The 22,168-nt window shown below is 65.2% G+C and carries 19 protein-coding genes and 1 riboswitch; of the genes, 9 read left to right on the forward strand and 10 right to left on the reverse strand.

Features of this window, described 5'->3' with window-relative positions:
* Window positions 1-125: 125 nt before the first annotated feature.
* Complete coding sequence (locus IVB28_RS22415; protein WP_247529081.1) at window positions 126-500, reverse strand: response regulator; 375 nt, start codon at window positions 498-500, stop codon at window positions 126-128.
* Between the two features lie 36 nt (window positions 501-536).
* On the reverse strand, window positions 537-1,415 hold the full coding sequence (locus IVB28_RS22420; RefSeq protein ID WP_247529082.1) for an MJ0042-type zinc finger domain-containing protein: 879 nt from the start codon (window positions 1,413-1,415) through the stop codon (window positions 537-539).
* Window positions 1,416-1,567: 152 nt separating this feature from the next.
* Here IVB28_RS22420 and ftsE point away from each other — a divergent pair, with 152 nt between their 5' ends.
* The 4 genes from ftsE (at window position 1,568) to IVB28_RS22440 (ending at window position 4,807) form a co-directional block, all read left to right on the forward strand.
* Window positions 1,568-2,227 carry a cell division ATP-binding protein FtsE gene (ftsE, locus tag IVB28_RS22425; protein WP_063694655.1) on the forward strand — a complete coding sequence of 220 codons (660 nt, stop codon included), beginning with the start codon at window positions 1,568-1,570 and terminating at the stop codon, window positions 2,225-2,227.
* On the forward strand, window positions 2,220-3,188 hold the full coding sequence (locus IVB28_RS22430; protein WP_212079822.1) for an ABC transporter permease: 969 nt from the start codon (window positions 2,220-2,222) through the stop codon (window positions 3,186-3,188). The genes ftsE and IVB28_RS22430 overlap by 8 nt, the downstream gene beginning before the upstream one ends.
* A 117-nt stretch (window positions 3,189-3,305) precedes the next feature.
* Window positions 3,306-4,010 (forward strand): YdcF family protein, encoded by a 705-nt coding sequence (locus tag IVB28_RS22435; protein ID WP_247529083.1) that lies wholly within the window; start codon window positions 3,306-3,308, stop codon window positions 4,008-4,010.
* Between the two features lie 23 nt (window positions 4,011-4,033).
* Window positions 4,034-4,807, forward strand: a complete 774-nt coding sequence (locus IVB28_RS22440) for a lysophospholipid acyltransferase family protein (RefSeq protein WP_247529084.1) — start codon at window positions 4,034-4,036, stop codon at window positions 4,805-4,807.
* Between the two features lie 97 nt (window positions 4,808-4,904).
* On the opposite strand, the gene IVB28_RS22445 is transcribed toward IVB28_RS22440, so the two are convergent.
* Entirely contained in the window at window positions 4,905-5,507 is a 603-nt protein-coding gene (locus tag IVB28_RS22445; RefSeq protein ID WP_247529085.1) for a gamma-glutamylcyclotransferase, read from the reverse strand.
* A gap of 110 nt (window positions 5,508-5,617) precedes the next feature.
* On the opposite strand from IVB28_RS22445, the gene IVB28_RS22450 reads away from it, so the two are divergent.
* Window positions 5,618-6,802, forward strand: a complete 1,185-nt coding sequence (locus IVB28_RS22450; RefSeq protein WP_247529087.1) for a DUF2125 domain-containing protein — start codon at window positions 5,618-5,620, stop codon at window positions 6,800-6,802.
* A 105-nt stretch (window positions 6,803-6,907) separates the two neighbouring features.
* On the opposite strand, the gene IVB28_RS22455 is transcribed toward IVB28_RS22450, so the two are convergent.
* Genes IVB28_RS22455 through IVB28_RS22465 form a run of 3 tightly spaced genes read right to left on the reverse strand, consistent with a single transcriptional unit; the run spans window position 6,908 to window position 9,821 of the window.
* Window positions 6,908-7,843 carry a prephenate/arogenate dehydrogenase family protein gene (locus tag IVB28_RS22455; RefSeq protein WP_247529089.1) on the reverse strand — a complete coding sequence of 312 codons (936 nt, stop codon included), beginning with the start codon at window positions 7,841-7,843 and terminating at the stop codon, window positions 6,908-6,910.
* Window positions 7,840-8,937, reverse strand: coding sequence for a histidinol-phosphate transaminase (hisC, locus tag IVB28_RS22460; RefSeq protein ID WP_247529092.1), 1,098 nt, complete (start codon window positions 8,935-8,937; stop codon window positions 7,840-7,842). The genes IVB28_RS22455 and hisC overlap by 4 nt, the downstream gene beginning before the upstream one ends.
* Before the next feature lie 35 nt (window positions 8,938-8,972).
* Window positions 8,973-9,821: a chorismate mutase gene (locus tag IVB28_RS22465; RefSeq protein ID WP_247529094.1), complete on the reverse strand. Its 849-nt coding sequence runs from the start codon at window positions 9,819-9,821 to the stop codon at window positions 8,973-8,975.
* 211 nt (window positions 9,822-10,032) lie between these two features.
* A riboswitch (SAM riboswitch) is annotated at window positions 10,033-10,112 on the forward strand.
* Window positions 10,113-10,202: 90 nt separating this feature from the next.
* On the opposite strand from IVB28_RS22465, the gene IVB28_RS22470 reads away from it, so the two are divergent.
* Together IVB28_RS22470 and metW are read left to right on the forward strand one after the other, a co-directional pair.
* A complete protein-coding gene (locus IVB28_RS22470; RefSeq protein ID WP_247529096.1) occupies window positions 10,203-11,399 on the forward strand; it encodes a homoserine O-acetyltransferase in 1,197 nt (398 codons plus the stop codon).
* A 1-nt stretch (window position 11,400) separates the two neighbouring features.
* Window positions 11,401-12,063, forward strand: a complete 663-nt coding sequence (gene metW, locus IVB28_RS22475; protein ID WP_247529097.1) for a methionine biosynthesis protein MetW — start codon at window positions 11,401-11,403, stop codon at window positions 12,061-12,063.
* Between the two features lie 40 nt (window positions 12,064-12,103).
* Here the strand turns inward: metW and IVB28_RS22480 are convergent, their stop codons facing one another.
* Complete coding sequence (locus IVB28_RS22480; RefSeq protein ID WP_247529098.1) at window positions 12,104-12,967, reverse strand: alpha/beta hydrolase; 864 nt, start codon at window positions 12,965-12,967, stop codon at window positions 12,104-12,106.
* A gap of 200 nt (window positions 12,968-13,167) precedes the next feature.
* Here IVB28_RS22480 and IVB28_RS22485 point away from each other — a divergent pair, with 200 nt between their 5' ends.
* Window positions 13,168-13,950, forward strand: coding sequence for a TIGR02594 family protein (locus IVB28_RS22485; RefSeq protein WP_247529100.1), 783 nt, complete (start codon window positions 13,168-13,170; stop codon window positions 13,948-13,950).
* Between the two features lie 112 nt (window positions 13,951-14,062).
* On the opposite strand, the gene IVB28_RS22490 is transcribed toward IVB28_RS22485, so the two are convergent.
* A complete protein-coding gene (locus IVB28_RS22490; RefSeq protein ID WP_247529102.1) occupies window positions 14,063-14,851 on the reverse strand; it encodes an MOSC domain-containing protein in 789 nt (262 codons plus the stop codon).
* A gap of 239 nt (window positions 14,852-15,090) precedes the next feature.
* Here IVB28_RS22490 and clpB point away from each other — a divergent pair, with 239 nt between their 5' ends.
* On the forward strand, window positions 15,091-17,730 hold the full coding sequence (gene clpB / locus IVB28_RS22495) for an ATP-dependent chaperone ClpB (protein ID WP_247529104.1): 2,640 nt from the start codon (window positions 15,091-15,093) through the stop codon (window positions 17,728-17,730).
* Window positions 17,731-17,820: 90 nt separating this feature from the next.
* Here the strand turns inward: clpB and IVB28_RS22500 are convergent, their stop codons facing one another.
* Together IVB28_RS22500 and IVB28_RS22505 are read right to left on the reverse strand one after the other, a co-directional pair.
* Window positions 17,821-19,440 (reverse strand): hypothetical protein, encoded by a 1,620-nt coding sequence (locus IVB28_RS22500; RefSeq protein WP_247529106.1) that lies wholly within the window; start codon window positions 19,438-19,440, stop codon window positions 17,821-17,823.
* 158 nt (window positions 19,441-19,598) lie between these two features.
* Window positions 19,599-21,662 (reverse strand): M23 family metallopeptidase, encoded by a 2,064-nt coding sequence (locus IVB28_RS22505; RefSeq protein WP_247529108.1) that lies wholly within the window; start codon window positions 21,660-21,662, stop codon window positions 19,599-19,601.
* Between the last annotated feature and the right edge of the window lie 506 nt (window positions 21,663-22,168).

The following is a 22,168-nucleotide window of genomic DNA, read 5'->3' on the forward strand; positions in this document are numbered from 1 at the left end:
TCATCGCCCGACTTGATCGGGCGTCCAGTATTCCGAGACATTGTGATTCAATCGATAGGCCGCGGCGTACTGGATGCCCCGGTCAAGCCGGGGCATGACAACGGAATACGTGGCCGACCTCGCCGCTACCCGTTCTTCGCCGCGAGGGCGTCCGCCACCGCCGTGCGGATGTCGGCGACCGAGAACGGTTTTGTCACGACGTCGTGCACAAGCGCATTCAGGTTCGAGGCGCGCTCGCGCTGGTCGGCAAAGCCGGTCATCAGCAAGATGGTCAGATCAGGGAAATCGCGCGCGGCGGAGAGCGCCAGCGCGATACCGTCCATGATGGGCATCTGGATGTCGGTGAGCAGAAGGTCGAAGGCGCCGCCTTCGCGGGTCAGGATCTCCAGCGCCTCGGCACCGTCCTGCGCGGTGACGGTCTCGTGGCCGTCCATGGCGATGGCGCGCGCGACCAGCGTGCGCATCGAATCCTCGTCATCGGCGATCAGGATTTTCGGCATGGGACGAACCCTCCCGTGCGGGACTCTACAAGTTAATTATACGCTGCCGCCGGCGATGTCGCGCCGGTTGAAGAAGCGAACGTCGATATTGCGGCCCTCGGGCGGCGGCGAGGCGAGCCGAGAGCGGAAGAAGGCGCGCTCGCCGGGCCGCAGCACGGTCTGCTCCAGCACCGAGTTCCAGGCGTAGATCTCCGCTCCTTGCGCGTCGCGCACGGCGAAGCGCAGCCGCGGGATGTCGAGTGGCTTCTTGCCCTCGCCGACGATCACGCCCTCGATCACCAATACCTGCTTACCGTCCACGGTCTCACTGGAGAGCTTCACGTCCTTAAAGGCGAGGCCTCGCAGGTTCACCTCAAGCCCGACCATCTTGTAGAAAGCCGCGGTCTGCGGCAGCAGCCGCACCATGTCGCCCCGCCAGATCACCAGCGCCAGCACCAGCGCGCCCATCGCGGCGCAGGCGGTCGGCAGCCCGAAATAGGATTTTCGCGGAGCAATGGTGGCAGCCGGGCGGCTGACCCGTGCACCGCGGCGGCCGAACAGGCCGCGGAACCAGGACTGATGCTGCGCGCCAACGACCTCCTCTTCGACCTCGCGGGCCGCCGCTGACCATTCGTCCTCGGTTTCCCTGGCCTCTTCATCGGGCCAGTCGCTGGCGATCGAGGGGCTATCGACGACAGGCGCATCAGCCATCCCGTCATCCTTGGCATAGGAGTTCCACTGCTCGGCGAGATCGGACTGGTCGTCGCCCTGGCTGGCAGCGGCCATAGCCGGGACGGACGCCTCCTCAATGGCATCCTCGGCATGGGCGATCCAGGTCTCCTTGCAGCGGGAACAGCGGACCGCCCGTCCGTTCGCCCCAAGGCTCGCAAGCTTGACGGCGTACGATGTCATACAGTGGGGGCAGACGATATGCATGGACGAGCCTTGATGCATGAACGAGGACTTGACCATGTATGCTACAGCGCGACCGTTAACGAACCGGAAACCATAACGGCGGCAAAACCCGTTGATCGCGTATGGCGGAGCGCAGCAGTGCGACCCGCGCCCCCTCTCGAACGGAGCTGAGCTTGGTTCGGTTCGAAAATGTCGGATTGCGTTACGGTCTGGGGCCGGAGATTTTGCGCGACCTCAGCTTCCAGATCCCGGCGCATTCGTTCCAGTTCCTCACCGGCCCGTCGGGTGCTGGCAAGACCTCGCTGCTGCGCCTGCTGTTCCTGTCGCATCGGCCGACGCGGGGCCTCGTGAATCTGTTTGGCCACGATATCTCGCAGCTCGGAAAGGACGAGATCGCCGATTTGCGCAAGCGCATCGGCATCGTGCTCCAGGATTTCCGCCTGCTCGATCACATGACGACCTATGAGAACGTCGCGTTGCCGTTTCGCGTCATGGGGCGCAGCGAGTCGAGCTATCGCAAGGAGGTAATCGATTTGTTGCGTTGGGTCGGGCTCGGCGAGCGCATGGACGCGCTGCCGCCGATTCTGTCGGGCGGCGAGAAGCAGCGCGCTGCGATCGCGCGCGCCGTGATCTCGCGGCCGCAGCTGCTGCTCGCGGACGAGCCGACCGGCAGCGTCGATCCGACGCTCGGACGCCGCCTGTTGCGGCTCTTCATCGAGCTCAACAAATCGGGCACCGCCGTCATCATCGCGACTCACGACATCGGCCTGATGGACCAGTACGAGGCACGGCGGCTCGTGCTGCACCAGGGGCGGCTGCACGTCTATGAGTAGGACCGACGAGCGCGGCGTACTGGTCGACCTCGGACAGGAGCGTCCGCAGCTCCCCGCGAAGGCGCGCAACATGTCGCCGATCGTGCCGCGCGCCTCGATCCACGGCCGCGCCCTGGTCGCCGTCGTCGCCATCATGACCTTTCTCGCCTCGATGACCACGGGCACGGTGCTGCTGGTCAGCGCCTCCGCCGCCGAATGGCAGTCGGACGTTGCGAGCGAGATCACCATCCAGGTTCGCCCGCAGGCCGGCCGCGATCTCGAACGCGACACCGCGGCGGTGACCGAGGCAATGCGCGCGCAGGCCGGCATCGTCGAGGTCAAGCCGTTCAGCAGGGAGGAGAGCGGCAAGCTGCTCGAGCCCTGGCTCGGCACCGGGCTGTCGATGGACGATCTGCCGGTGCCACGCATGATTATCGCGCGCGTGCAGCCCGGCACGTCGCTTGATCTCGGCACCTTGCGCGCGCGCGTGACCCAGGTCGCGCCGGGCGCCAGCGTCGACGATCACCGCGCCTGGATCGAGCGGATGCGCTCGATGACCAACGCCACCGTGCTCGCCGGCCTCGGCATTCTCGCGTTGGTCATCATCGCCACCATCATCTCGGTGTCGTTTGCGACCCGCGGCGCCATGGCCGCGAACCGCCCGATCGTCGAGGTGCTGCATTTCGTCGGCGCCGGCGACCGCTACATCGCCAACCACTTCCTGCGTCATTTCCTCAGGCTGGGGCTGGAGGGCGGTCTGATCGGCGGCGGCGCCGCCATGCTGGTGTTCGGCTTCTCCGAGTCGATCGCCGGCTGGTTTTCCGGTACCCCCGTCGGCGACCAGTTCGCCGCGCTGCTCGGCACCTTCTCGCTGCGGCCATCCGGCTACATCGTGCTCGCGGTCCAGGCCGTGCTGATCGGCGCCATCACCGCGGTGGCCGCGCGCCAGACGCTGTTTGCGACGCTGAATGATGTGGATTGAGTTCGCGGAGAAAACCCCCTCAGCCGGCTCCCGCAAGCGGCGAGGATGAAGAAACCAGACTCCACTTCGTCTCAAAACGTCATAAAATCACCTGAGGGAAGGGATCACCGACATCACATGACCTCGCCGACCGACGATCGTTCGCCGAACCTGCCGCGCGGCTGGCTGCGCGCGGCATTGGTGTCGACGATTGCGTTCGCCTTCGTCGGCGCCGCGGCTGGTTTCATCGCCTTCCTGTCGCAATTGCGCGGCGCCGAGATCGCGCCGGGGCGCAAGGCTGACGGCATCGTGGTGCTGACCGGTGGCTCCTCGCGGGTGTCGGATGCGATGGAGCTGCTCGCTGCCGGCTACGGCAGGCGGCTGCTGATCTCGGGCGTGCATCCGACCTCGACGGCGAGCGACATCTCCCGGACCCTGCCGGAGAACCAGTCCTTCATGAGCTGTTGCGTCGATCTCGACCGCACCGCGCTATCGACCCGCGGCAATGCGGCGGAGGCGCGGCGCTGGGCCGAGCGGCGCCGATTCCAATCGCTGATCGTGGTCACCTCGAACTATCACATGCCGCGCGCGCTGGTGGAGTTCTCGCATGCGATGCCGCAGACGACACTGATCCCGTTCGCGGTGGTCGGCGACAAATGGCGCGAGGAGCCGTGGTGGACCTCGGCGTCCACCTTGCGGCTGCTGCTGTTGGAATATGTCAAGTATATCGCGGCCGAGCTCAGGGTAAGCCTTGAGAATTTCGGGATTGACCTTTCGCCCGAGATGTTGGAGCAGCCCGCAAGCGTGCAGCCGAAGCGGCCCAACACTGCACAGGCCAATTGATCGGCAAATTGATCGGACCATCGATGTTTCTGATTTTCCTGCGCTCGCTGGTGTTCAACGTGCTGTTCTACGCCGTGCTGGTGTGCCTCGCCATCGTGGCGCTGCCGACCTTCGCATTGCCGCCGCGCGCGATGCTGACGGTTGCGAAGTGGTGGGCGAAGGCGACGCTGGTCCTGATGCGCCTGGTCTGCAACATCAAGGTGGAATTCCGGGGTGCGGAGAAGATTCCGCAGGGGCCGCTGGTGATCGTGGCGAAGCACCAGTCGTTCTGGGAGACGTTCGTGCTGCTGGGCTTCTTCGAGCACCCGATCTTCATCCTCAAGCGTCAGCTGATGCAGATCCCGGTGTTCGGCCAGTTCCTGGTCAAGACTGGCATGATCGCGATCGATCGCAATGCCGGGGTGAAGGCGCTGCTCGACATGACGCGCCGCGCGCGTGAGGCGGTGCGCAGCGGAAAGCAGCTCGTCATCTTTCCCGAAGGCACGCGCCGCGCCCCCGGTGCACCGCCCGATTACAAGACTGGCTTTGCGCAGATCTATTCGTCCTGCGGAGTGCCGTGCCTGCCGATCGCGCTCAATTCAGGCCTGTTCTGGCCGCGCCGGACCTTCATGCGCTATCCCGGCACGCTGGTGGTGGAATTCCTCGATCCGTTGCCCCCGGGCCTGCCGAAGGACCAGTTTCTTTCCCGCGTGCAGACGGCCATCGAGGACGCGACCGGTCGCCTCGTCGAAGCGGGCCGGAAAGAGCAGGAGCAGTTGATCGGCTCCGCGCCGAGCTATGCCCCGACCGGGGGCTAAAGCATGATCCGGGAAAGTGCGCAGCGGTTTTCCGAAAAGATCATGCTTAAACAACAACCTAAAGCGCGATGGCGATTCATCCTAATCGCATCGCGCTTTAGCGGTCTTCGGCGGGTGCCGGCGCGTGCAGGGAATGCGCATCACCATGCAGCATCAATGCGAGCTGATGCAGTTGCGTGTCGCGAAAGCCTTCGGCCTCGATCGCCTTCACCGTCGCCGTCACGTAGTCGCGGTTCGCGCCGGACTGGCCGTGGCCCTGGAGGACATGGCGGTGCTGCTCGGTGAGCGAGAGACGGCCGGCATATTGGACATGGCCGCGATCGACGACATAAGCGAGCGCGGAAACGCGCTGCCGTGCATCGTTCTCCAGCCACACCGAGCGCATCACCTCGCGGTAGACCGAGGTGACCTGCTCGCGCGCACGCAAGTAAGCGACGACGTCAGCGCGGTTCTTTTCGGCGACACGGAAGGCGATGCCGCGGCAGGCGCCGCCGCGGTCGAGCCCGAGCACCAGGCCGGGCTTCTCCGGCGTGCCGCGATGCACGAAGGAATAGACGCAGAGCGCGCGGTGCTCGCCGACCAGCCGCGCCGGGACGCGCTCCTCGAATGCAAAGCCCGGCCGCCACATCAGCGAGCCGTAGCCGAACACCCAGAGATCGCCGCTGGCTGTGGTGACGGAGGGAAGGGTGATTTCCGACATTTCGGGCACGGCTACCAGAACCGCGCCCCCAAGCGAAGCGAATTCTCCGTCTTTCGTCGCAGTCCGCCCTCGCTTACATTTGCCTGAATCTGGGGTCAAAGGGTCGCTGCATGTCCAATAAGACCGTTGCCGCAGGCCGCCGCTCCCGTTGGGGCCTTTTCATCGCACCCGTTCTCGTCCTGATCCTCGCCGTGGCGTGGAGCGGCTTCTGGTTCTATGCGGCGTCGCAGGCCGAAATTGCCGCCGACGCCTGGCGGGCGCAGGAGGCCAAGTCCGGCCGCATCTATGATTGCGCCAGGCGTTCGATCGCCGGCTTTCCGTTCCGCTTCGAGGTCCAGTGCTCCGGCGCCAGCGTCGCCCTGGTCTCGCAGAATGCGAGCAAGACGCCGTTCACGGCGAAGCTCGACAACATCCTGGTCGTTGCCCAGGTGTACGATCCCAAGCGCGTTATCGCCGAATTCTCCGCACCCGCGACGCTGACGGACGGCGTCACGCAGAACACCTTCGTGGTGAACTGGAGCAAGGGCCGTAGCAGCGTGGTCGGCCTGCCGGCCGTGCCGGACCGCGCCTCCATCGTGTTCGACGATCCCTCGCTCAACCGGCTCGACGGCAGCGTGCAGGTGCCGCTGGCACGCGCCAAGCAGGTCGAGTTGCACGGTCGCCTCGCAGAGGGATCACCGGCCGATCATCCTGTGATCGAGACGGTGCTCCATGTCGCGCAGGGCAGCATCCAGGGCGTTCATCCCCTGCTCGCCGAGCCGTTCGAGGCGGACACGCGCGCCAAGGTCACCGGCCTCTCCGACCTGACGCCAAAGCCCTGGCCGCAGCGCTTCCGCGAGATCCAGGCCGCCGGCGGTCACATCGAGATCGTGCAGTCACGGATCCAGCAGGGCGAGATGATCGCGGTTGCGGCCGGCACGCTCGCCCTCTCGGCCAACGGCCGGCTCGACGGCGAATTGCAGATGACGGTGACGGGCCTCGAGCGCGTGATCCCGGCGCTCGGCATCGAGAAGATGCTGGAGGAGGGCGTACCGCAGGCAACGCTCGACCGCGTCGCGCCCGGCGTGAAGTCGCAGGATCTCACCAACCTCTTCGGCGCGCTCGACCGCGCCGTGCCCGGTCTCGGCAAGGTCATCAAGCAGAACGCCAATGCCGGCGTTGCCGCCGGCATCAACTCGATCGGCACCGAGAGCACGCTGGAAGGCAAGAAGGCGAGAAGCTTCCCGCTGAAATTCGTCGACGGCGCCGTGCTGCTCGGGCCCGTCAAGGTCGGCCAGATCCCGCCGCTGTATTGACCCCTCCGTCATTGCGAGCGAAGCGAAGCAATCCAGACTTTCTCCTCGGAAACAGTCTGGATTGCTTCGTCGTTGCGATCCTCGCAATGAGGAGGTGAGAGCGCGCTACGGCTTCTTCAGCGCCGCATGCGGCCGGCCGAAATCGGGCGCGGCCGAATCCTGGCCGATCTCGACGATGCCGCGGCGGATGGCGCGGGTGCGGGTGAAGTGGTCGAACAGCGCCTCGCCATCGCCGCGGCGGATGGCGCGGGTGAGCTTTGCGAGGTCCTCGGTGAAGGTGCCGAGCATCTCCAGCACGGCTTCCTTGTTGGCCAGGAAGACGTCGCGCCACATCGTCGGGTCGGAGGCGGCGATGCGGGTGAAATCGCGAAAGCCGCCGGCGGAGAACTTGATGACCTCGGATTCCGTCACCTGCGCCAACTCGTCGGCGGTGCCGACGATGGTGTAGGCGATCAGATGCGGCAGATGGCTGGTGATGGCGAGCACGAGATCGTGATGATCCGGCGTCATCACCTCGACCTTGGCGCCCATCGCCGCCCAGAACGCGCGCAGGCGATCGGTGGCCGCGGCGTCGACGCCTTCGGGCGGGGTGAGAATGCACCAGCGGTTGATGAAGAGCTCGGCGAAACCTGAATCCGGCCCCGAATGCTCGGTGCCTGCGACCGGATGCGCCGGCACGAAATGAACCGACTTCGGCAGATGCGGCGCCATGTCCCTGACGATCGCGCCCTTCACCGAGCCGACGTCGGAGATGACAGCGCCCGGCTTCAGGTGCGCGGCGATCTCCTGGGCGACGGGGCCGCAGGCGCCGACGGGAATGCAGAGGATGACGAGATCGGCATCCTTCACCGCCTCCGCATTGGTCGCTACCACCTGGTCGACGATACCGAGCTCCATCACCCGCGCGCGCGTCTTCTCCGAGCGCGCGGTGGTAACGATCTCGCCGGCCAGGCCCTGAAGCTTCGCAGCGCGCGCGATCGAGCCGCCGATCAGGCCGAAGCCGATCAGCGCGACACGCTGGAAGTGCGGATCCGCGCTCATTTGCCGGCCGTGAAGTCGCGCAAGGCATCGACCACGAGGCGATTGGCCTCCTCGGTGCCGATGGTCATGCGCAGCGAATGCGGCAGGCCGTAATTCTTCAACGCGCGCAGCACCAGACCGCGCCTGGTGAGGAACGCGTCGGCGTCGTCGGCGGTCTTGCCTTTGTCGGTTGGGAAGTGGATCAGCACGAAATTGGCGACGCTCGGCGTCACCTTCAGACCGAGCTTGCCGATCTCCTCGGTGAGCCAGTTGCGCCAGGTCTCGGTGAACTGCCTCGACATCGCCTGGTGCGCGGTGTCCTCGATCGCGGCGACCGCGGCATACATCGCCGGCGTCGAGACGTTGAACGGACCGCGGATGCGATTGACGGCGTCGATGATGTGCTCGGGGCCGAACATCCAGCCGATGCGCAGCGCCGCGAGGCCGTGGATCTTGGAGAAGGTGTGGGTCACCACCGTGTTCTCCGTGGTGGCGACGAGCTCGATCCCCATCTCGTAATCGTTGCGCGAGACGTAGTCGCAATAGGCAGCGTCCAGCACCAGCAGCACGTGGGAGGGCAGGCCGGCGCGCAGCCGCTTGACCTCGTCGAACGGCACATAGGTCCCGGTCGGATTGTTGGGGTTGGCGAGCCAGACCAGCTTGGTGCGCGGCGTCACGGCTTTCAGGATGGCGTCGACGTCGCAGGTGAGGTTGGTCTCCTGCGCGACCACGTTCTTGGCGCCGACCGCCATAGTCGCGATCGGGTAGACCAGGAAGCCGTGGGTGGTCGAGATCGCCTCGTCGCCGTGGCTGAGATAGGTGTGCGCGAGCAGGTTGAGGATCTCGTCCGAACCCGCGCCGCAGATGATGCGGTTGGGGTCCAGCCCGAAAGAACGGCCGATCGCCTCGCGCAGCACGCGCGAGGTTCCTTCCGGATAGTCTTCCAGATGGTCCGCCACGCCCTTGAACGCCTCGATCGCCTTGGGTGAGGGCCCGAAGGGCGTCTCGTTGGCGGACAGCTTGAACACCTTGCGGCCCGGCTCGGCGACCGGACTCTTGCCGGGCGTGTAGGGCGCAATGTCGAGAATGCCGGGATTCGGCACGGGGCGGGACATCTTCAACTCCGAGATGGCGGGGCGTGGCGCGCGGATTACGATTTCGCCCCGGTCGGGGGCACCGTATAGCGCGTTGCGTGGCTGCCGACGAGGGCCGTGGAGCGCACCGAGGCCCCCGCCTCGATCAGGGCAGCCCTGACTTTGTCGATGCTGGTCGCACCCGTGACTGAGACCAGCAGCGCCGCGCCGTCGAAGGCGGCGTCAGGTACTGCCACGATCTCGGCGAGCGGCGACAGGGCACGCGCGACCTCGGCATTCCATCCGGAGACGCGGACGCTGAAGGTCTCGACTTCCGTGACCAGGGCGCTGTCGGCGACCCGCGAGACCGCGAACACCGGCATCGCCGCCGGATGGTCGGCGCGCTCGACGAACGGCAGCCGTGCGATGATTTTTGGCGCGCCTTCTTGCTCGAGCGAGAGCCACCATGGCGTGCGGCTGGACGTCGCCGAGACCAGCGCCAGATCGCCTTTGGACTTCGCCACCGCTTCGACCGCGGCCTGCGCGCTGAAATGCGCGACGTAGGGCACGGTAAAACCAAAATGGAAACGCGCGGAATCGCGCATCGCCGGCTCGCTCACCGATATGTCGGCATGCACCGAGAACGGCGCCTGCACATAGGTGAAGGTCGAGATGATGACGCGCCAGATGCTCTCGACGGTGTCGAGCGGAAGGATGCCGCGATGGCGCTGCACGAGGTCACGCATCATGGCGGCCTCGCGCGCCGGACGGAACGCCGAGCCGACCTCCTGGGTCTGCTTCACCTGGATCAGGCGGTCGATGATGTCGCCGCGCTGCATCAACAGGCGATGCATGCCCTCGTCGATCGCGTCGATCTCCTTGCGCAGTTCCTGCAGCGATGGCGGCGCGGGCGGACGTTGGGACATATCTGACTTGGACTGTTGAAGAGCTTGCGCTGTTGAGAGGCTTTCCAATGCGGTTCGGCCAGTGCCGGCACCGCTGCGGTTGATGTCCTGATTAGGCAGTCAGGGCGGCGAAAGCAAAGAGAAATGACGGCATGCTCCAGCCCACGGCCCGGAAGCAAATCCGATCGATCCGGCCCGCGACTTGACGAAAACCGCCCAAGACGGTAGCTTTTGCCCGTTCCGTGGTCATTTGAGCCGGCCGGCTTGCAGCCACGTTAAAAAACTCGCTAAACAGGCCGGGGACGCTTCTGATCCCGGCCGAACCTATCGTTCAGGCCGGGTTTTTCATGGCCTGATGTCACTGCGATCTTACGTCTGATCGCAAACGAGGTCGATGGTCAGATGGGTGGCGTCAAGTCGATACCGAGTCCTGCGATCAGCACCGACGAGCGGTCGCACGAGGTGGATCATCCGAGTTCGCAGGTCGCACATTTCGGCGCTGAGCAGCCGCTGCGGCTCGATTGCGGCGTCGATCTCACCCCGTTCCAGATCGCCTACCAGACCTATGGCGAGCTCAATGCCGATCGCTCCAACGCCGTTCTGATCTGCCATGCGCTGACCGGCGATCAGCATGTCGCCAATGTGCATCCCGTGACTGGCAAGCCCGGCTGGTGGGAGACGCTGGTCGGCCCCGGCCGGCCCATCGATCCCAAGCAGTACTTCATCATCTGCTCCAACGTGATCGGCGGCTGCATGGGCTCGACCGGACCCGCCTCGATCAATCCTTCCACCGGCAAGGTCTGGGGTTTGGATTTCCCTGTCATCACCATCCCCGACATGGTGCGCGCGCAGGCGATGCTGGTCGACCGGCTCGGCATCGACACGCTGTTTGCGGTCGTCGGCGGCTCGATGGGCGGCATGCAGGTGCTGCAATGGACGGCGGCCTATCCGGCGCGCGTGTTCTCCGCGCTGGCGATTGCCTGCTCGACGCGGCACTCGGCACAGAACATCGCCTTCCATGAGCTCGGCCGCCAGGCCGTGATGGCCGATCCCGATTGGCACGGTGGCGGCTATGCCGATCACGGCATCCATCCGCATCGCGGACTCGGCGTGGCGCGGATGGCGGCACACATCACCTATCTCTCGGACGCCGCGCTGCATCGCAAGTTCGGCCGGCGCATGCAGGACCGCGAGCTGCCGACCTTCTCGTTCGATGCCGATTTCCAGGTCGAGAGCTACCTGCGCTACCAGGGATCGTCCTTCGTCGAGCGCTTCGACGCCAACTCCTATCTTTATCTGACGCGCGCGATGGATTATTTCGACATCGCCGCAGACCATGGCGGCGTGCTGGCGAAGGCGTTCGCCGATATCAAGACCCGCTTCTGCGTGGTCTCGTTCACCAGCGACTGGTTATTTCCGACCTCGGAATCGCGCGCGCTGGTGCACGCGCTGAACGCCTCGAGCGCGCGGGTGTCGTTCGCCGAGATCGAGACCGATCGCGGGCATGACGCCTTCCTGCTCGACGTTCCGGAATTCTTCGACATTTCCCGCGCATTCCTGCAATCGGCAGGCAAGGCGCGCGGACTGAAGGGGAGCTAGCATGTCGGTGCAGGAAGTCTTGCCGCTGGGCGGCGTTGCGACCGGGCAGTCCGGTGATTTTCGCGCCGATCATCGGTTGGTCGCCGAGATGGTCAAGCCGGGCTCGAAGGTGCTCGACGTCGGTTGCGGTGAGGGCGATCTGCTTCAGTTGCTGGAAACCCGCGGCATCGACGGCCGCGGCATCGAGCTATCGCGCGAGGGCGTCAATCGCTGCGTGGCCAAGGGCCTTGCGGTGGTGCAGGGCGATGCCGACACCGACCTCGTCAATTATCCGGATGACGCCTTCGACTACGTGATCCTGTCGCAGACGCTGCAGGCGACGCGGCAGCCGAGGGTGGTGCTGGAGAATCTGCTGCGCATCGGCCGCCGTGCCATCGTCTCGTTCCCGAATTTCGGCTTCTGGAAGATGCGGCTCCAGCTCCTGATCGGCGGCCACATGCCGCGCACCGAGAACCTGCCGGCGACCTGGTACGACACCGCCAACATCCATTTCTGCACCATCAAGGACTTCGTGCAGCTCTGCGACGAGATCAACGTCAAGATGGAGCGCTCGGTCGCGCTCGATCTCTACGGCCGCCCGGTGCCGCTGAACCTGCCCTGGTGGGTGTGGAACATGTTCGGCGAGCAGGGCGTGTTTTTGCTGAGCCGCGGCGGCGGGAAATAGTCCCTCCGTCATTCCGGGCCTGCGCATCCCGGAATGACGGCTAATGCGCCGCGAGCGACCTCGGATCGCGCACCGGCCAGCGGCCCGCTTCCACCAGCGTCACGAACCGCTCCACGCTTTCGTTGAACAGCGCGGGCTCTTCCAGATTGAGCACGTGGCCCGACTTCGGAAACATCGCCAAGCCCGCTGTCGGCAGGTGCTTCTTCAGGAACAGGCTTGCGCCCACGCACGGATCGTCCTCGTCCCCGCAGATGATCAACGCCGGCGTCGTCGCCTTCTTGATCGCATCCGTCATTGTGTAGATCGAGGGGCGGCCGCCCTGGAAGCCGCGCATTGTCCGCGCCGATCCCTTGGCATCGTGGCGCGCCAGCGCGGCGTAAAAATCGGCGTGCCCGCGCGGATCCTTCACCAGGAACGGAATCCGGCTCGGCGCCTCGCGCGTGACTTTTGCGACCTCGGCGGAGCCCAGCGTCTCGAATTGCTCCGCGTTAGCGCGGCACTGCTGGCGCCAGGCGTCGAGGTTCTCGATCTCCGAACCTGAGCCCACACCGGCCAGCGTCATCGACAGCGCGCGTTGCGGCGCGTTGAGCCCGATCTGGAGCGACGAATAGGCGCCCATCGACAGGCCGACGAGATGCGCGCGCTCGATCTTCAGATGATCGAGCACCGCGAGCGCGTCGCTGTAGAAGTGCGTGTAGCCATAGACTTCGCCCTCGGGCACGTCCGATGGCGTGTAGCCGCGCGCCGAATAGGTGATGCAGCGATGGCCACGTGAGAAGTAGCGCATCTGCGGTTCCCAATTGGTGTAGTCGGCCGCGAATTCGTGGAGGAAGATGATCGGCGTGCCGCTGCCCGCTTCTTCGAAATAGAGACGGCACTTGTCCTCGGTGACGGCGTAAGGCATCGCGTTTTCTCCCTTAGGATGTTGCGGCATTGGAATGCCGTTCTGCAGTTCACGCATGTGAGTTCTAACATCCGTTAACCTGCGCGCAAAATCTTCCAGAACGCGTCTTGATCTCGCCACATCAGGATTCTGATACGCAAAGCAGATGTCGGCCACCGCACGGGCCGATCGGGAAGTGGGGTGTCAACGAAGGATGAAGAATGTTTGAGTTGTTTGCGTCTCGCCTGTCGCGTTGTGTTGTCGCGCTGGCGATCTTCTTCGCAGCGGTTGCCGCGTTCGTCTCTCCGGCCTCAGCGCGGCCGCATCATCGTCATAGCGCAGAGCGGCACGCTTACGTTCACCACGCCAGGCAGCATCATTACCGCCACCATGCACGCAGCTCGCGCTTCGAGCGCAGCGCGGCGCAGTTACAGGCGGGCGGATTCGGCGGCGCCTTTGCCAGCTATGATCCGAACGCCAATAGCCCCAGCCTTGCCATGAGGGGCAACGGTGAAACGATTATTAGGGGCAGCGGTCGAATGGCCTCGATCGGTAGCCGTCGAATGGCCATGCGCGATGGCGGTAGCGATGGAATGGCGACGGGTGCGAACGGCGGCATGGCCGGCAATGGCATGAATAGCGGCGGCTTCGGCGGTGGATCGGGTCTCGTCTCGGAGGCACGCCGCTATGTCGGGAGCAATCCGACCGGGCGTGGGAGCCTGTGGTGCGCGCGCTTCATGAACATGGTGCTGCAGCAGACCGGGCATCAGGGCACCGGCTCCGACATGGCGAGCTCGTTCGCGCGTTACGGCACCCGCGTCTCCGGTCCGCAGGTCGGCGCCATCGCGGTGATGTCGCGCGGCGGCCGCGGTGGCCATGTCGGCATCATCACCGGCATCGACGCGCAGGGCAATCCGATCATGATCTCCGGCAACAACGGCAACCGCGTCCGCGAGGCGCCGGTCTCGCGCGGCCGCATCTATGCGTATGTGATGCCAAACTAGTGATGCAGCGGCAGGGTGGGCAAAGGCGCGCAAGCGCCGTGCCCACCAGCGGTGTATCAACGTTTGAAAACCGGAATGGTGGGCACGCTAAGCTTTGCCCGCCTACAGCAGCTTAGATGAGCTTCGGCTCTTCCACCGCAAGCGCATCGCCGACCCCAATCTCGCCGTCGGCGACCACCTCGGCATAGATGCCGCAGTCCATGTGGCCGAGCGTGCGCGAAAGCGTGGGCGGGATTTCGAGATCGCGCTTGCCGGTCTCAGGATCGACATTGGTGGCGGGGCAGCGGACGATGCGCTTGACAACCTTCAGCCGGGTCTGCCCGATCGCAAGCGTCTGGCCGACGAGATCGAGCTCCGACCAGGCCGGCCAGCCCTTCACGTAGAGATTGGCGCGGAAGCGCAGCGGATGCACGGCAGCGCCGCCCAGCATGGCCTCGATGGCGCGGACACTGCCGAGATTGATGATGGAGACGACCTTGCGGGCGACGTCGGAGAAGCTGTGCTCGCGGCCCGATAGCACCTTGGGCGGCCCCTTCAGCTCGGGCTGAAAATTCTCCGTGAAGTAGCGCTCGATGGCGGCGCGCCCGGCAGCGGTCTCCAGATTGCCGCTGGCGACGGTCAGGCCGTCCTTGCGGATGGTCAACACATTGGTGGCGTCGTCGAACCGGCTGTCGAGCTCAGCCAGCCGCTCGTTGCGCGCCAGCATCAGAAACTGGATCTTCGGCTTCCATTCGGGCGCATCAGGGTCGAACCCGCTCGGGCCGTTCTCGATGGCGTAGCGGCGGTCCGCGGGCAGGGTCTGACCAACCCGCAAAGGGACGCGCGACAGGCGTTCCGGCGTCAGGCCCTTGATCGGGTAGCGATACAGGCCGGTGATCTCGGCGATGTGGCTGGCTGTCATGCTGCTACTTAAGGGATTCGGCCCGGACCCGCCAAGCCGCCGGATGAGAGCACGAAATTGTGAACGCGCCTCTTTCGCATCCGCAACCCGCTTCCCACATTTGTCTCAGGCCGGCGTCCCGCGCCGGCAAACACGCCCGTTCCCGCTTGAGAAACCTCATTGCGGTGAGCGGAAACCCAATGAAGATGCCGTGTTGGGGTGCCTTAGAGGGCCCCAAGGGCAGGCCGAGGGACAGAAAGATGAACATCGACAAATATACCGAACGCTCCAGGGGCTTCGTCCAGTCTGCGCAGTCGCTCGCGATGCGCGAGGGGCACCAGCAGTTTTCGACCCTACACGTGCTGAAGGTCCTGCTGGACGACAATGAGGGCCTCGCTTCCGGCTTGATCGATCGCGCCGGTGGCAATTCCCGTGCAATTCTGAAGGCGACCGAGGACGCCCTGAACAAGGTGCCGAAGGTCTCAGGCGGCGGTGCCGGGCAGATCTATCTGGCGCCCGAGCTCGCCCGCACCTTCGACGCGGCGGAAAAGGCCGGTGAGAAGGCCGGCGACAGCTTCGTTACCGTTGAGCGGCTGCTGCTTGGTCTCGCGCTGGAGAAGACCAGCGAGGCTGGTACGATCCTCAGCAAGGGCGGCGTTACCCCGCAAAACCTCAACGCGGCGATCGAGGCGCTGCGCAAGGGCCGCACGGCCGACAGCGCGACCGCCGAGAATGCCTATGACGCGCTAAAGAAATATGCCCGCGACCTGACCCAGGCTGCGCGCGACGGCAAGCTCGATCCGGTCATCGGCCGCGACGAGGAGATCCGCCGTACCATCCAGGTGCTGTCGCGCCGAACCAAGAACAACCCCGTCCTGATCGGCGAGCCCGGCGTCGGCAAGACCGCCATCGCCGAAGGCCTTGCGCTGCGCATCGTCAACGGTGACGTGCCGGAGAGCCTGAAGGACAAGAAGCTGCTGTCGCTGGACCTCGGCGCGCTGATCGCCGGCGCCAAATATCGTGGTGAGTTCGAGGAAAGGCTGAAGGCCGTGCTTCAGGAAGTGACCGGGAGCGAAGGCACCTTCGTCCTGTTCATCGACGAGATGCACACGCTGATCGGCGCCGGCAAGGGCGACGGCGCGATGGACGCCTCCAACCTGCTCAAGCCGGCGCTCGCGCGCGGCGAGCTGCACTGCATTGGCGCGACCACGCTCGACGAGTATCAGAAGCACGTCGAGAAGGATGCCGCGCTGGCACGCCGGTTCCAGCCGATCTTCGTCAGCGAGCCCTCGGTCGAGGACACCATCTCGATCCTGCGCGGGCTGAAGGACAAGTACGAGCAGCATCATGGCGTGCGGATCACCGATTCCGCGCTCGTGGCCGCCACGACGCTGTCCAACCGCTACATCACCGATCGCTTCCTGCCCGACAAGGCGATCGACCTCATGGACGAGGCCGCGGCGCGGCTGAAGATGCAGGTCGATTCCAAGCCGGAAGAGCTGGATTCGCTGGACCGCGAGATCATCCGGCTCAAGATCGAGCAGGAGGCGCTGAAGAAGGAAAGCGATCCGGGCTCCAAGACCCGGCTCCAGACCCTTGAGAAGGACCTCGCCGAGCTCGAGGAGAAGTCCGCTGCCCTCACGGCGCGCTGGAGCGCGGAGAAGAACAAGCTCTCCGATGCCCAGAAGCTGAAGGCCGAACTCGATGGCTTGCGTGTCGAGCTTGCCAATGCGCAGCGGCGCGGCGAATTCCAGAAGGCCGGCGAGCTGGCCTATGGCCGGATCCCGGAGCTCGAGAAGCAGCTTGCGGATATCGAAGCGCGCGAAGGCTCCGGCGAGATGATGGAGGAGGCGGTCACCGCCAACCACATCGCGCAGGTGGTCTCGCGCTGGACCGGTGTGCCCGTCGACAAGATGCTGGAGGGCGAGAAGGAGAAGCTCCTGAAGATGGAGGAGCAGCTCGGCAACCGTGTCGTCGGTCAGGCCGAGGCCGTGCGTGCGGTCGCAACCGCCGTGCGTCGCTCTCGCGCAGGCCTGCAGGACCCGAACCGCCCCACCGGCTCGTTCATGTTCTTGGGGCCTACCGGCGTCGGCAAGACAGAGCTGACCAAGGCGCTGGCGGAGTACCTGTTCAACGACGAGACTGCGATGGTTCGCCTCGACATGTCCGAATACATGGAGAAGCACTCGGTGTCGCGGCTGATCGGCGCGCCTCCGGGCTATGTCGGCTATGATGAGGGCGGTGCGCTCACCGAAGCGGTGCGGCGCCGGCCCTATCAGGTAGTGCTGTTCGACGAGATCGAGAAGGCGCATCCTGATGTTTTCAACGTCCTGCTGCAGGTGCTCGATGACGGCCGCCTGACCGATGGCCAGGGCCGCACCGTCGACTTCCGCAACACGCTGATCATCATGACCTCGAACCTTGGTTCGGAATTCCTGGTGAACCAGCCGGAAGGCGAGGACACCTCGGCCGTGCGCGAGCAGGTGATGGGAATGGTGCGCGGGCATTTCCGCCCCGAATTCCTCAACCGTGTCGACGAGATCATCCTGTTCCACCGCTTGCAGCGGAGCGAGATGGGCCGGATCGTCGAGATCCAGTTCGCACGGCTGCAGAAGCTCCTCACCGACCGCAAGATCGTGCTGACGCTCGATGCAGCCGGCCGCGACTGGCTCGCAGCCAAGGGCTGGGATCCCGCCTATGGCGCAAGGCCGCTCAAGCGCGTGATCCAGCGTCACGTCCAGGATCCGCTCGCCGAGATGATCCTGGCCGGCGATGTCAGGGACGGAGATGCCGTCGCGATCTCGTCCGAAGGCAACGTGCTGACCTTCAACGGCAAGGCGCCGCAGACCGCTGAGATTGCGCAGTTCGAGGCGCCGGTGGCGAAACGCAAGTTGAATTGAGCAGCGGCATTCGAGCCTGAAACGACAAACCGCCCCGGAGAGGTCAGCCTCTCCGGGGCGGTTTGCTTTTGCGGAGGCCGCCGGCCGCCGCTATTTCTTGGCCACCTTGTAGATCGCGTTCTCGATGTCGGAAGAGAAGTAGATCACGCCTGAAGCTCCGACCGCCACACCTGTCGGAATGTTGCTCGGCAGCCCGCCGGGCGCGCCGGTCAGGCCGATCGGAAGATTGGCCGCGATCTCGGAGACCTTGCCGCTCTCCGGTTCGATCTCGATCAGCCGCTTGGCACCGACTTCCGCCACGATCAGCTTGCCGTCGCTCCCGCGTGCGATGCCCTCGGGCATTTTCAGCTCCTTGGCGAGCACGGTCTTCTCGCCATTGCTGTCGATCCGGGACACGGTGCCGGCAAAGGCCTCGGTGACGTAGACCTCGTCAGCCTTCCCGCCGACGAGCCCGACCGGGCCTTGGAGGTCGCCAATCAGCGTGGTGCGATCCTTGCCGTGCTCGCCGGTCACCTTGACCAGCGATTGGGTGCCGAGCTCGGCCACCAGGATGCTTCCGTCCGCGAGCACGATCGCATCGTGCGGCGCCTTGAAGCCGTGCAGCATGTCGCGCGTTGCGCCGGTCTTGCCGTCTATCACCTGTACGGTGCCGGTGAACCAGCTCGACAGCACCACGTCGTTGCCTCTCGCCGTCGCGCTCATCGGGTATTCGAGCGTGGTGCCGGCAGCGTGCATGCGCGCCTTCTCGGTGACCTCGCCGGTCGTGCCGTCCACCGTGCGATAGGCGAACACGTCGGCGACGTGGATGGTATCCTTGCCGTTTTCCGAGGTGACGCCGATGCCGCCGGGCAGCGCGAGCTTGCCGATGATGATCTGCTTCGCCTGGCCAGTCGCGGGATCGACCTCCTGGATTCCGTTATCGGCCATGTTGGAGACGTAAATGCGGTCCTTGTCGTCGATCGCGAGATTGTCCAGTGAGGGCTTCAGCTGCGCCACCACGGTCTTGGCGCCGGATTTGGGGTCAACCCGGACGAGCTGGCCAAGCGCGGTATCGACGACCCAGAGATTGCCCTTGGAATCGAAGTTCACCGCGGCCGGGACCTTGAAGCCGTCGGCGACGACGGTCAGCTCGGCCTTGTCGACGTCGACTTTGGCGACCTGGCCCTTGAACCAGAGCGGACCGTAGAGCTTGTCGTCGGGGCCGAACTCGAAGCCGTTGAGGCCGCCCATCTTCTCCATGATCTGGCGCGGCGGTTTGACGCCCTCGACGTCGATCTCATAGAGCGTGTCGCCCAGGAAAACGGTGGTGGCGTAGAGCCTGCCGTCCTTGCGGAAGGCGAGCGAATTGATGCCGGGAAGCCCGCTGGCGAGCTTCTTGATCGGACCGTCGCCCTTGCGCGAATAGAGATCGCCGGCCAAAAATCCCGTCCAGGCCATGGTGCCATCAGGCGCGAATGCGATGTCGTCGGCCATGCCGACGGGAGAAGGGATTGCAACCTTGGCGCTACCGGCTGATATGTCCACCTCATAGAGCGCCGCGCCGGCGACGCTGCCGGCGAACAGATGGCCGGCCTTGTCGATGCCGAGCCCGTGCACGCCGTGGAACGCGGAGCCCGGGACGAGTTTCGTGACCTCCCAGCCCTCGGCGGATGCGCTGGTGGTGGCAAAAAGCGCAGCGACGAAGGCTGCGCAGGCGAGCCTGTTCTTCATGGCGAGACCTCCCGTTTTTTTGGGAAGTATTCGCCCCTCACGCGGCTTTGGCAAACGAAACTTGAAATTGTGACGCAGCGAAGCGACTTCGCGCGACTACGTCGAAATTCGGATCGTGTGCGGAGATATCAGGCCGATGTCGGCCGATAACCGGTTTCCTACCGGTTGGTGACCTGTAGCGGGCCGCCGGTCGCATCCGACATGCGGGCAATGGCGCCGCCGCGGCCGCTCATCATGCCCTCGAGCCGGTCGCGCTCCTTCTCGAAGCCTGCGAGCATCGGGCCTTCGAGCGAGCGGCCACGCGGCAGCTTCACGCGCATCGGGTCGACGAAGCGGCCGTTGACCAGGATCTCGTAATGGACATGGGGGCCGGTCGACTGGCCGGTCGAACCGACGAAGCCGATCACCTGGCCCTGACGCACCTTCTTGCCCGCCTCCATGCCCTTGGCGAAGGCCGACATGTGACCGTAGGCGGTCTCGTAGCCGTTGGAATGCTTGATCCGAATGTATTTGCCGTAGCCGCCCTCGGGGCCGACCTTCTCGATCAGGCCGTTGCCGGAGGCGAAGATCGGCGTGCCGTAGGAGGTGGCCCAGTCGACACCGGTGTGCATCTTCACGTAGCCGAGGATCGGGTGGCGGCGGCCGCCGAAGCCGGAGCGCATGATGGCGTTGTTGACCGGCTTCCTCACCAGGAACTTCTTCGCGCTCTTGCCGGTCTCGTCATAGTAGTCGACGACGCCGTCGTCGGGGCTCTGATAGCGGTAGTATTTCTTGGTTTCGCCGCCAACGGTGAGGGAGGCGAACAGCACGTCGTTCTTTTCGCTCGAGGTCACGCCCTCGTCTTCGCCGGCGTAGAACACGTCGAAGGAATCGCCCGGCTGCACCTTGCGCTGGAAATCGACGTCGTAGGAATAGATCTTGATCATGTCCTCGATGACCGGCATCGGCACCTTGTTGCGCATCGCGGTCTCGTAGATGCTCTGGTACAGCCGCACGCCGGAGCCGTCATCGTCGTCATCGTCGTCGCTGTTGGCGCTGGCCGCAGCGTCCGCGACGGTGTTCATGCTGGAAACGTCGACCGCGACGTATTTGCCGAGATCGGACAGCGCCGCGATCGCCTCGACCATGGTCTCGTTTGCGACGACGACACGGTAGGGCTGGAGGCGGGCGCCGGGGTTCGCAGGCGCCATCAGGATGCGGAGCTTCTCGCCTTCCCTGAGGCCGCCGTCGCGGCCGCGAGGGCCGAGCGTCGCGGTGATCGCCTTGATCTCGTCGGCGTTCGCGCCGAGATCGCGCAGCACGGCGGCGACGCTGTCGCCCTTCTTGACCAGATGGACGCGTTCGCCGTTGGGATTGCCGCCGGTGATCTGCTCCTTCGTCTTGGGCAGCAGCGTGACGTTTTCCGGCACCACGCGCGTCTCGAATCCGGCATAGGGATCAGACGGCGAGGATTCGGCCGCGTAGGCGGTTCTGATGTCGGAGTGGCCGGTCGCGCCGGAGATGTCGGCGGCGGCATTGGCGAGGGAGGCGTAGCGCACCCCGCCATTGCCGCGCCAATTGGCGGCGTCGCGAACCCGCATCAGGATGTCATCGAGCGCCACCACCGCGGAAATCTTGGCCTTCGGCAGCACCGGCGACAGGTCCTTGGTGACGAAGGAGACTTCCGCGTCGGGCTCGACGGCTTCCGGATTGTTGGGGTCTTCCGCTGCCGTCTTCGGATCGGAGCCGACATCGGTGAGCAGGCGCTGGGCGTTGAACGGCGGAATCTTCGCCGACAGATCGCTCGTCGTCATCGACAGATTGCCGGCGATCCGCACGAACGGACGCACCCGCATCACGTCGCGGTTGCCGACGCGGGCGACCGTGGAGACGCGCACGATGTTGCGGGACGCCGTGGATTCGTTCGGCGGCGGCAGGCGGTCGCTCTTGTGCAGCGTGGCGGCGCGATCGGCGGCGCCGAATGCGCCGCGCAGCGCGCCCTCGACCCGCTCCGGCACCTTGGCGAAGGTCATCTCGCCGTCCAGAGATGCGAAAACGGCGCCGCCGATCAGGGCTGCGCCGCAGAGTCCGGTCAAGATTGTCCCGCTGAACCATTGCACCGAGACGCGGCGGCGGTCGATCACGGCGGCTTCAGAACCATCGACGGACAGCGGCGGCTCGTGGCCGAGATCGATGATCCCGGTCTCACGCCCGTAAGCGCCGCGTGACGTCCTGTGGTTCACTCAAGTCCCCCAATCAACGACCCAAGAAGCCCGCTTCGAACCTTGTCCCGGTCGCCCTCTCGAAGGGGATCGCCGGAAAAAGGCAAGCCGCACAGGCGTCCGTGCTCAGAAGGCCCCTCGATGGGGCCGGCCGAAATTACGAACAGCTGGACGGGTAAAGCTCTCTTGATGTCTCTCGAATGTCCGGGGAAGGCTGCGTCATCTGCAAGATCGCCTTCCTCTGACCCATGAAAACCGCCGGCAGCCCCCTCTGGCATCCCCCGCGATTCAAGCTTGTCTCTTATCAGAACGCCGCGGGATTGTGGCTCAAGTACGGCGCCTGTCATGGAAAAAGTTTCCTGAACGGCAGGCGTTAAAGGTCCTCCCAGTCTGGCTTCGGGGGAGGCTTGGTCCGGCCTGGCGGGTCCCCCATCCGGCTTGATGGTGTCTGGCCGGGATCGTCGGGCTCGGGCGAGGATGCTCCCGGCTGGGTGAGGCGGGAGCGCCCTAAAGGGGTGGAGGGGGAG

The organism is Bradyrhizobium sp. 199, assembly GCF_023073355.1.
Classification (GTDB): Bacteria; Pseudomonadota; Alphaproteobacteria; order Rhizobiales; family Xanthobacteraceae; genus Bradyrhizobium.

Coding starts and splice junctions, on each gene's coding strand:
- IVB28_RS22415 (WP_247529081.1), bottom strand. CDS start 500: ATGCCGAAAATCCTGATCGCCGATGACGAGGATTCGATGCGCACGCTG.
- IVB28_RS22420 (WP_247529082.1), bottom strand. CDS start 1,415: ATGCATATCGTCTGCCCCCACTGTATGACATCGTACGCCGTCAAGCTT.
- IVB28_RS22430 (WP_212079822.1), top strand. CDS start 2,220: ATGAGTAGGACCGACGAGCGCGGCGTACTGGTCGACCTCGGACAGGAG.
- IVB28_RS22435 (WP_247529083.1), top strand. CDS start 3,306: ATGACCTCGCCGACCGACGATCGTTCGCCGAACCTGCCGCGCGGCTGG.
- IVB28_RS22440 (WP_247529084.1), top strand. CDS start 4,034: ATGTTTCTGATTTTCCTGCGCTCGCTGGTGTTCAACGTGCTGTTCTAC.
- IVB28_RS22445 (WP_247529085.1), bottom strand. CDS start 5,507: ATGTCGGAAATCACCCTTCCCTCCGTCACCACAGCCAGCGGCGATCTC.
- IVB28_RS22450 (WP_247529087.1), top strand. CDS start 5,618: ATGTCCAATAAGACCGTTGCCGCAGGCCGCCGCTCCCGTTGGGGCCTT.
- IVB28_RS22455 (WP_247529089.1), bottom strand. CDS start 7,843: ATGAGCGCGGATCCGCACTTCCAGCGTGTCGCGCTGATCGGCTTCGGC.
- hisC (WP_247529092.1), bottom strand. CDS start 8,937: ATGTCCCGCCCCGTGCCGAATCCCGGCATTCTCGACATTGCGCCCTAC.
- IVB28_RS22465 (WP_247529094.1), bottom strand. CDS start 9,821: ATGTCCCAACGTCCGCCCGCGCCGCCATCGCTGCAGGAACTGCGCAAG.
- IVB28_RS22470 (WP_247529096.1), top strand. CDS start 10,203: ATGGGTGGCGTCAAGTCGATACCGAGTCCTGCGATCAGCACCGACGAG.
- metW (WP_247529097.1), top strand. CDS start 11,401: ATGTCGGTGCAGGAAGTCTTGCCGCTGGGCGGCGTTGCGACCGGGCAG.
- IVB28_RS22480 (WP_247529098.1), bottom strand. CDS start 12,967: ATGCCTTACGCCGTCACCGAGGACAAGTGCCGTCTCTATTTCGAAGAA.
- IVB28_RS22485 (WP_247529100.1), top strand. CDS start 13,168: ATGTTTGAGTTGTTTGCGTCTCGCCTGTCGCGTTGTGTTGTCGCGCTG.
- IVB28_RS22490 (WP_247529102.1), bottom strand. CDS start 14,851: ATGACAGCCAGCCACATCGCCGAGATCACCGGCCTGTATCGCTACCCG.
- clpB (WP_247529104.1), top strand. CDS start 15,091: ATGAACATCGACAAATATACCGAACGCTCCAGGGGCTTCGTCCAGTCT.
- IVB28_RS22500 (WP_247529106.1), bottom strand. CDS start 19,440: ATGAAGAACAGGCTCGCCTGCGCAGCCTTCGTCGCTGCGCTTTTTGCC.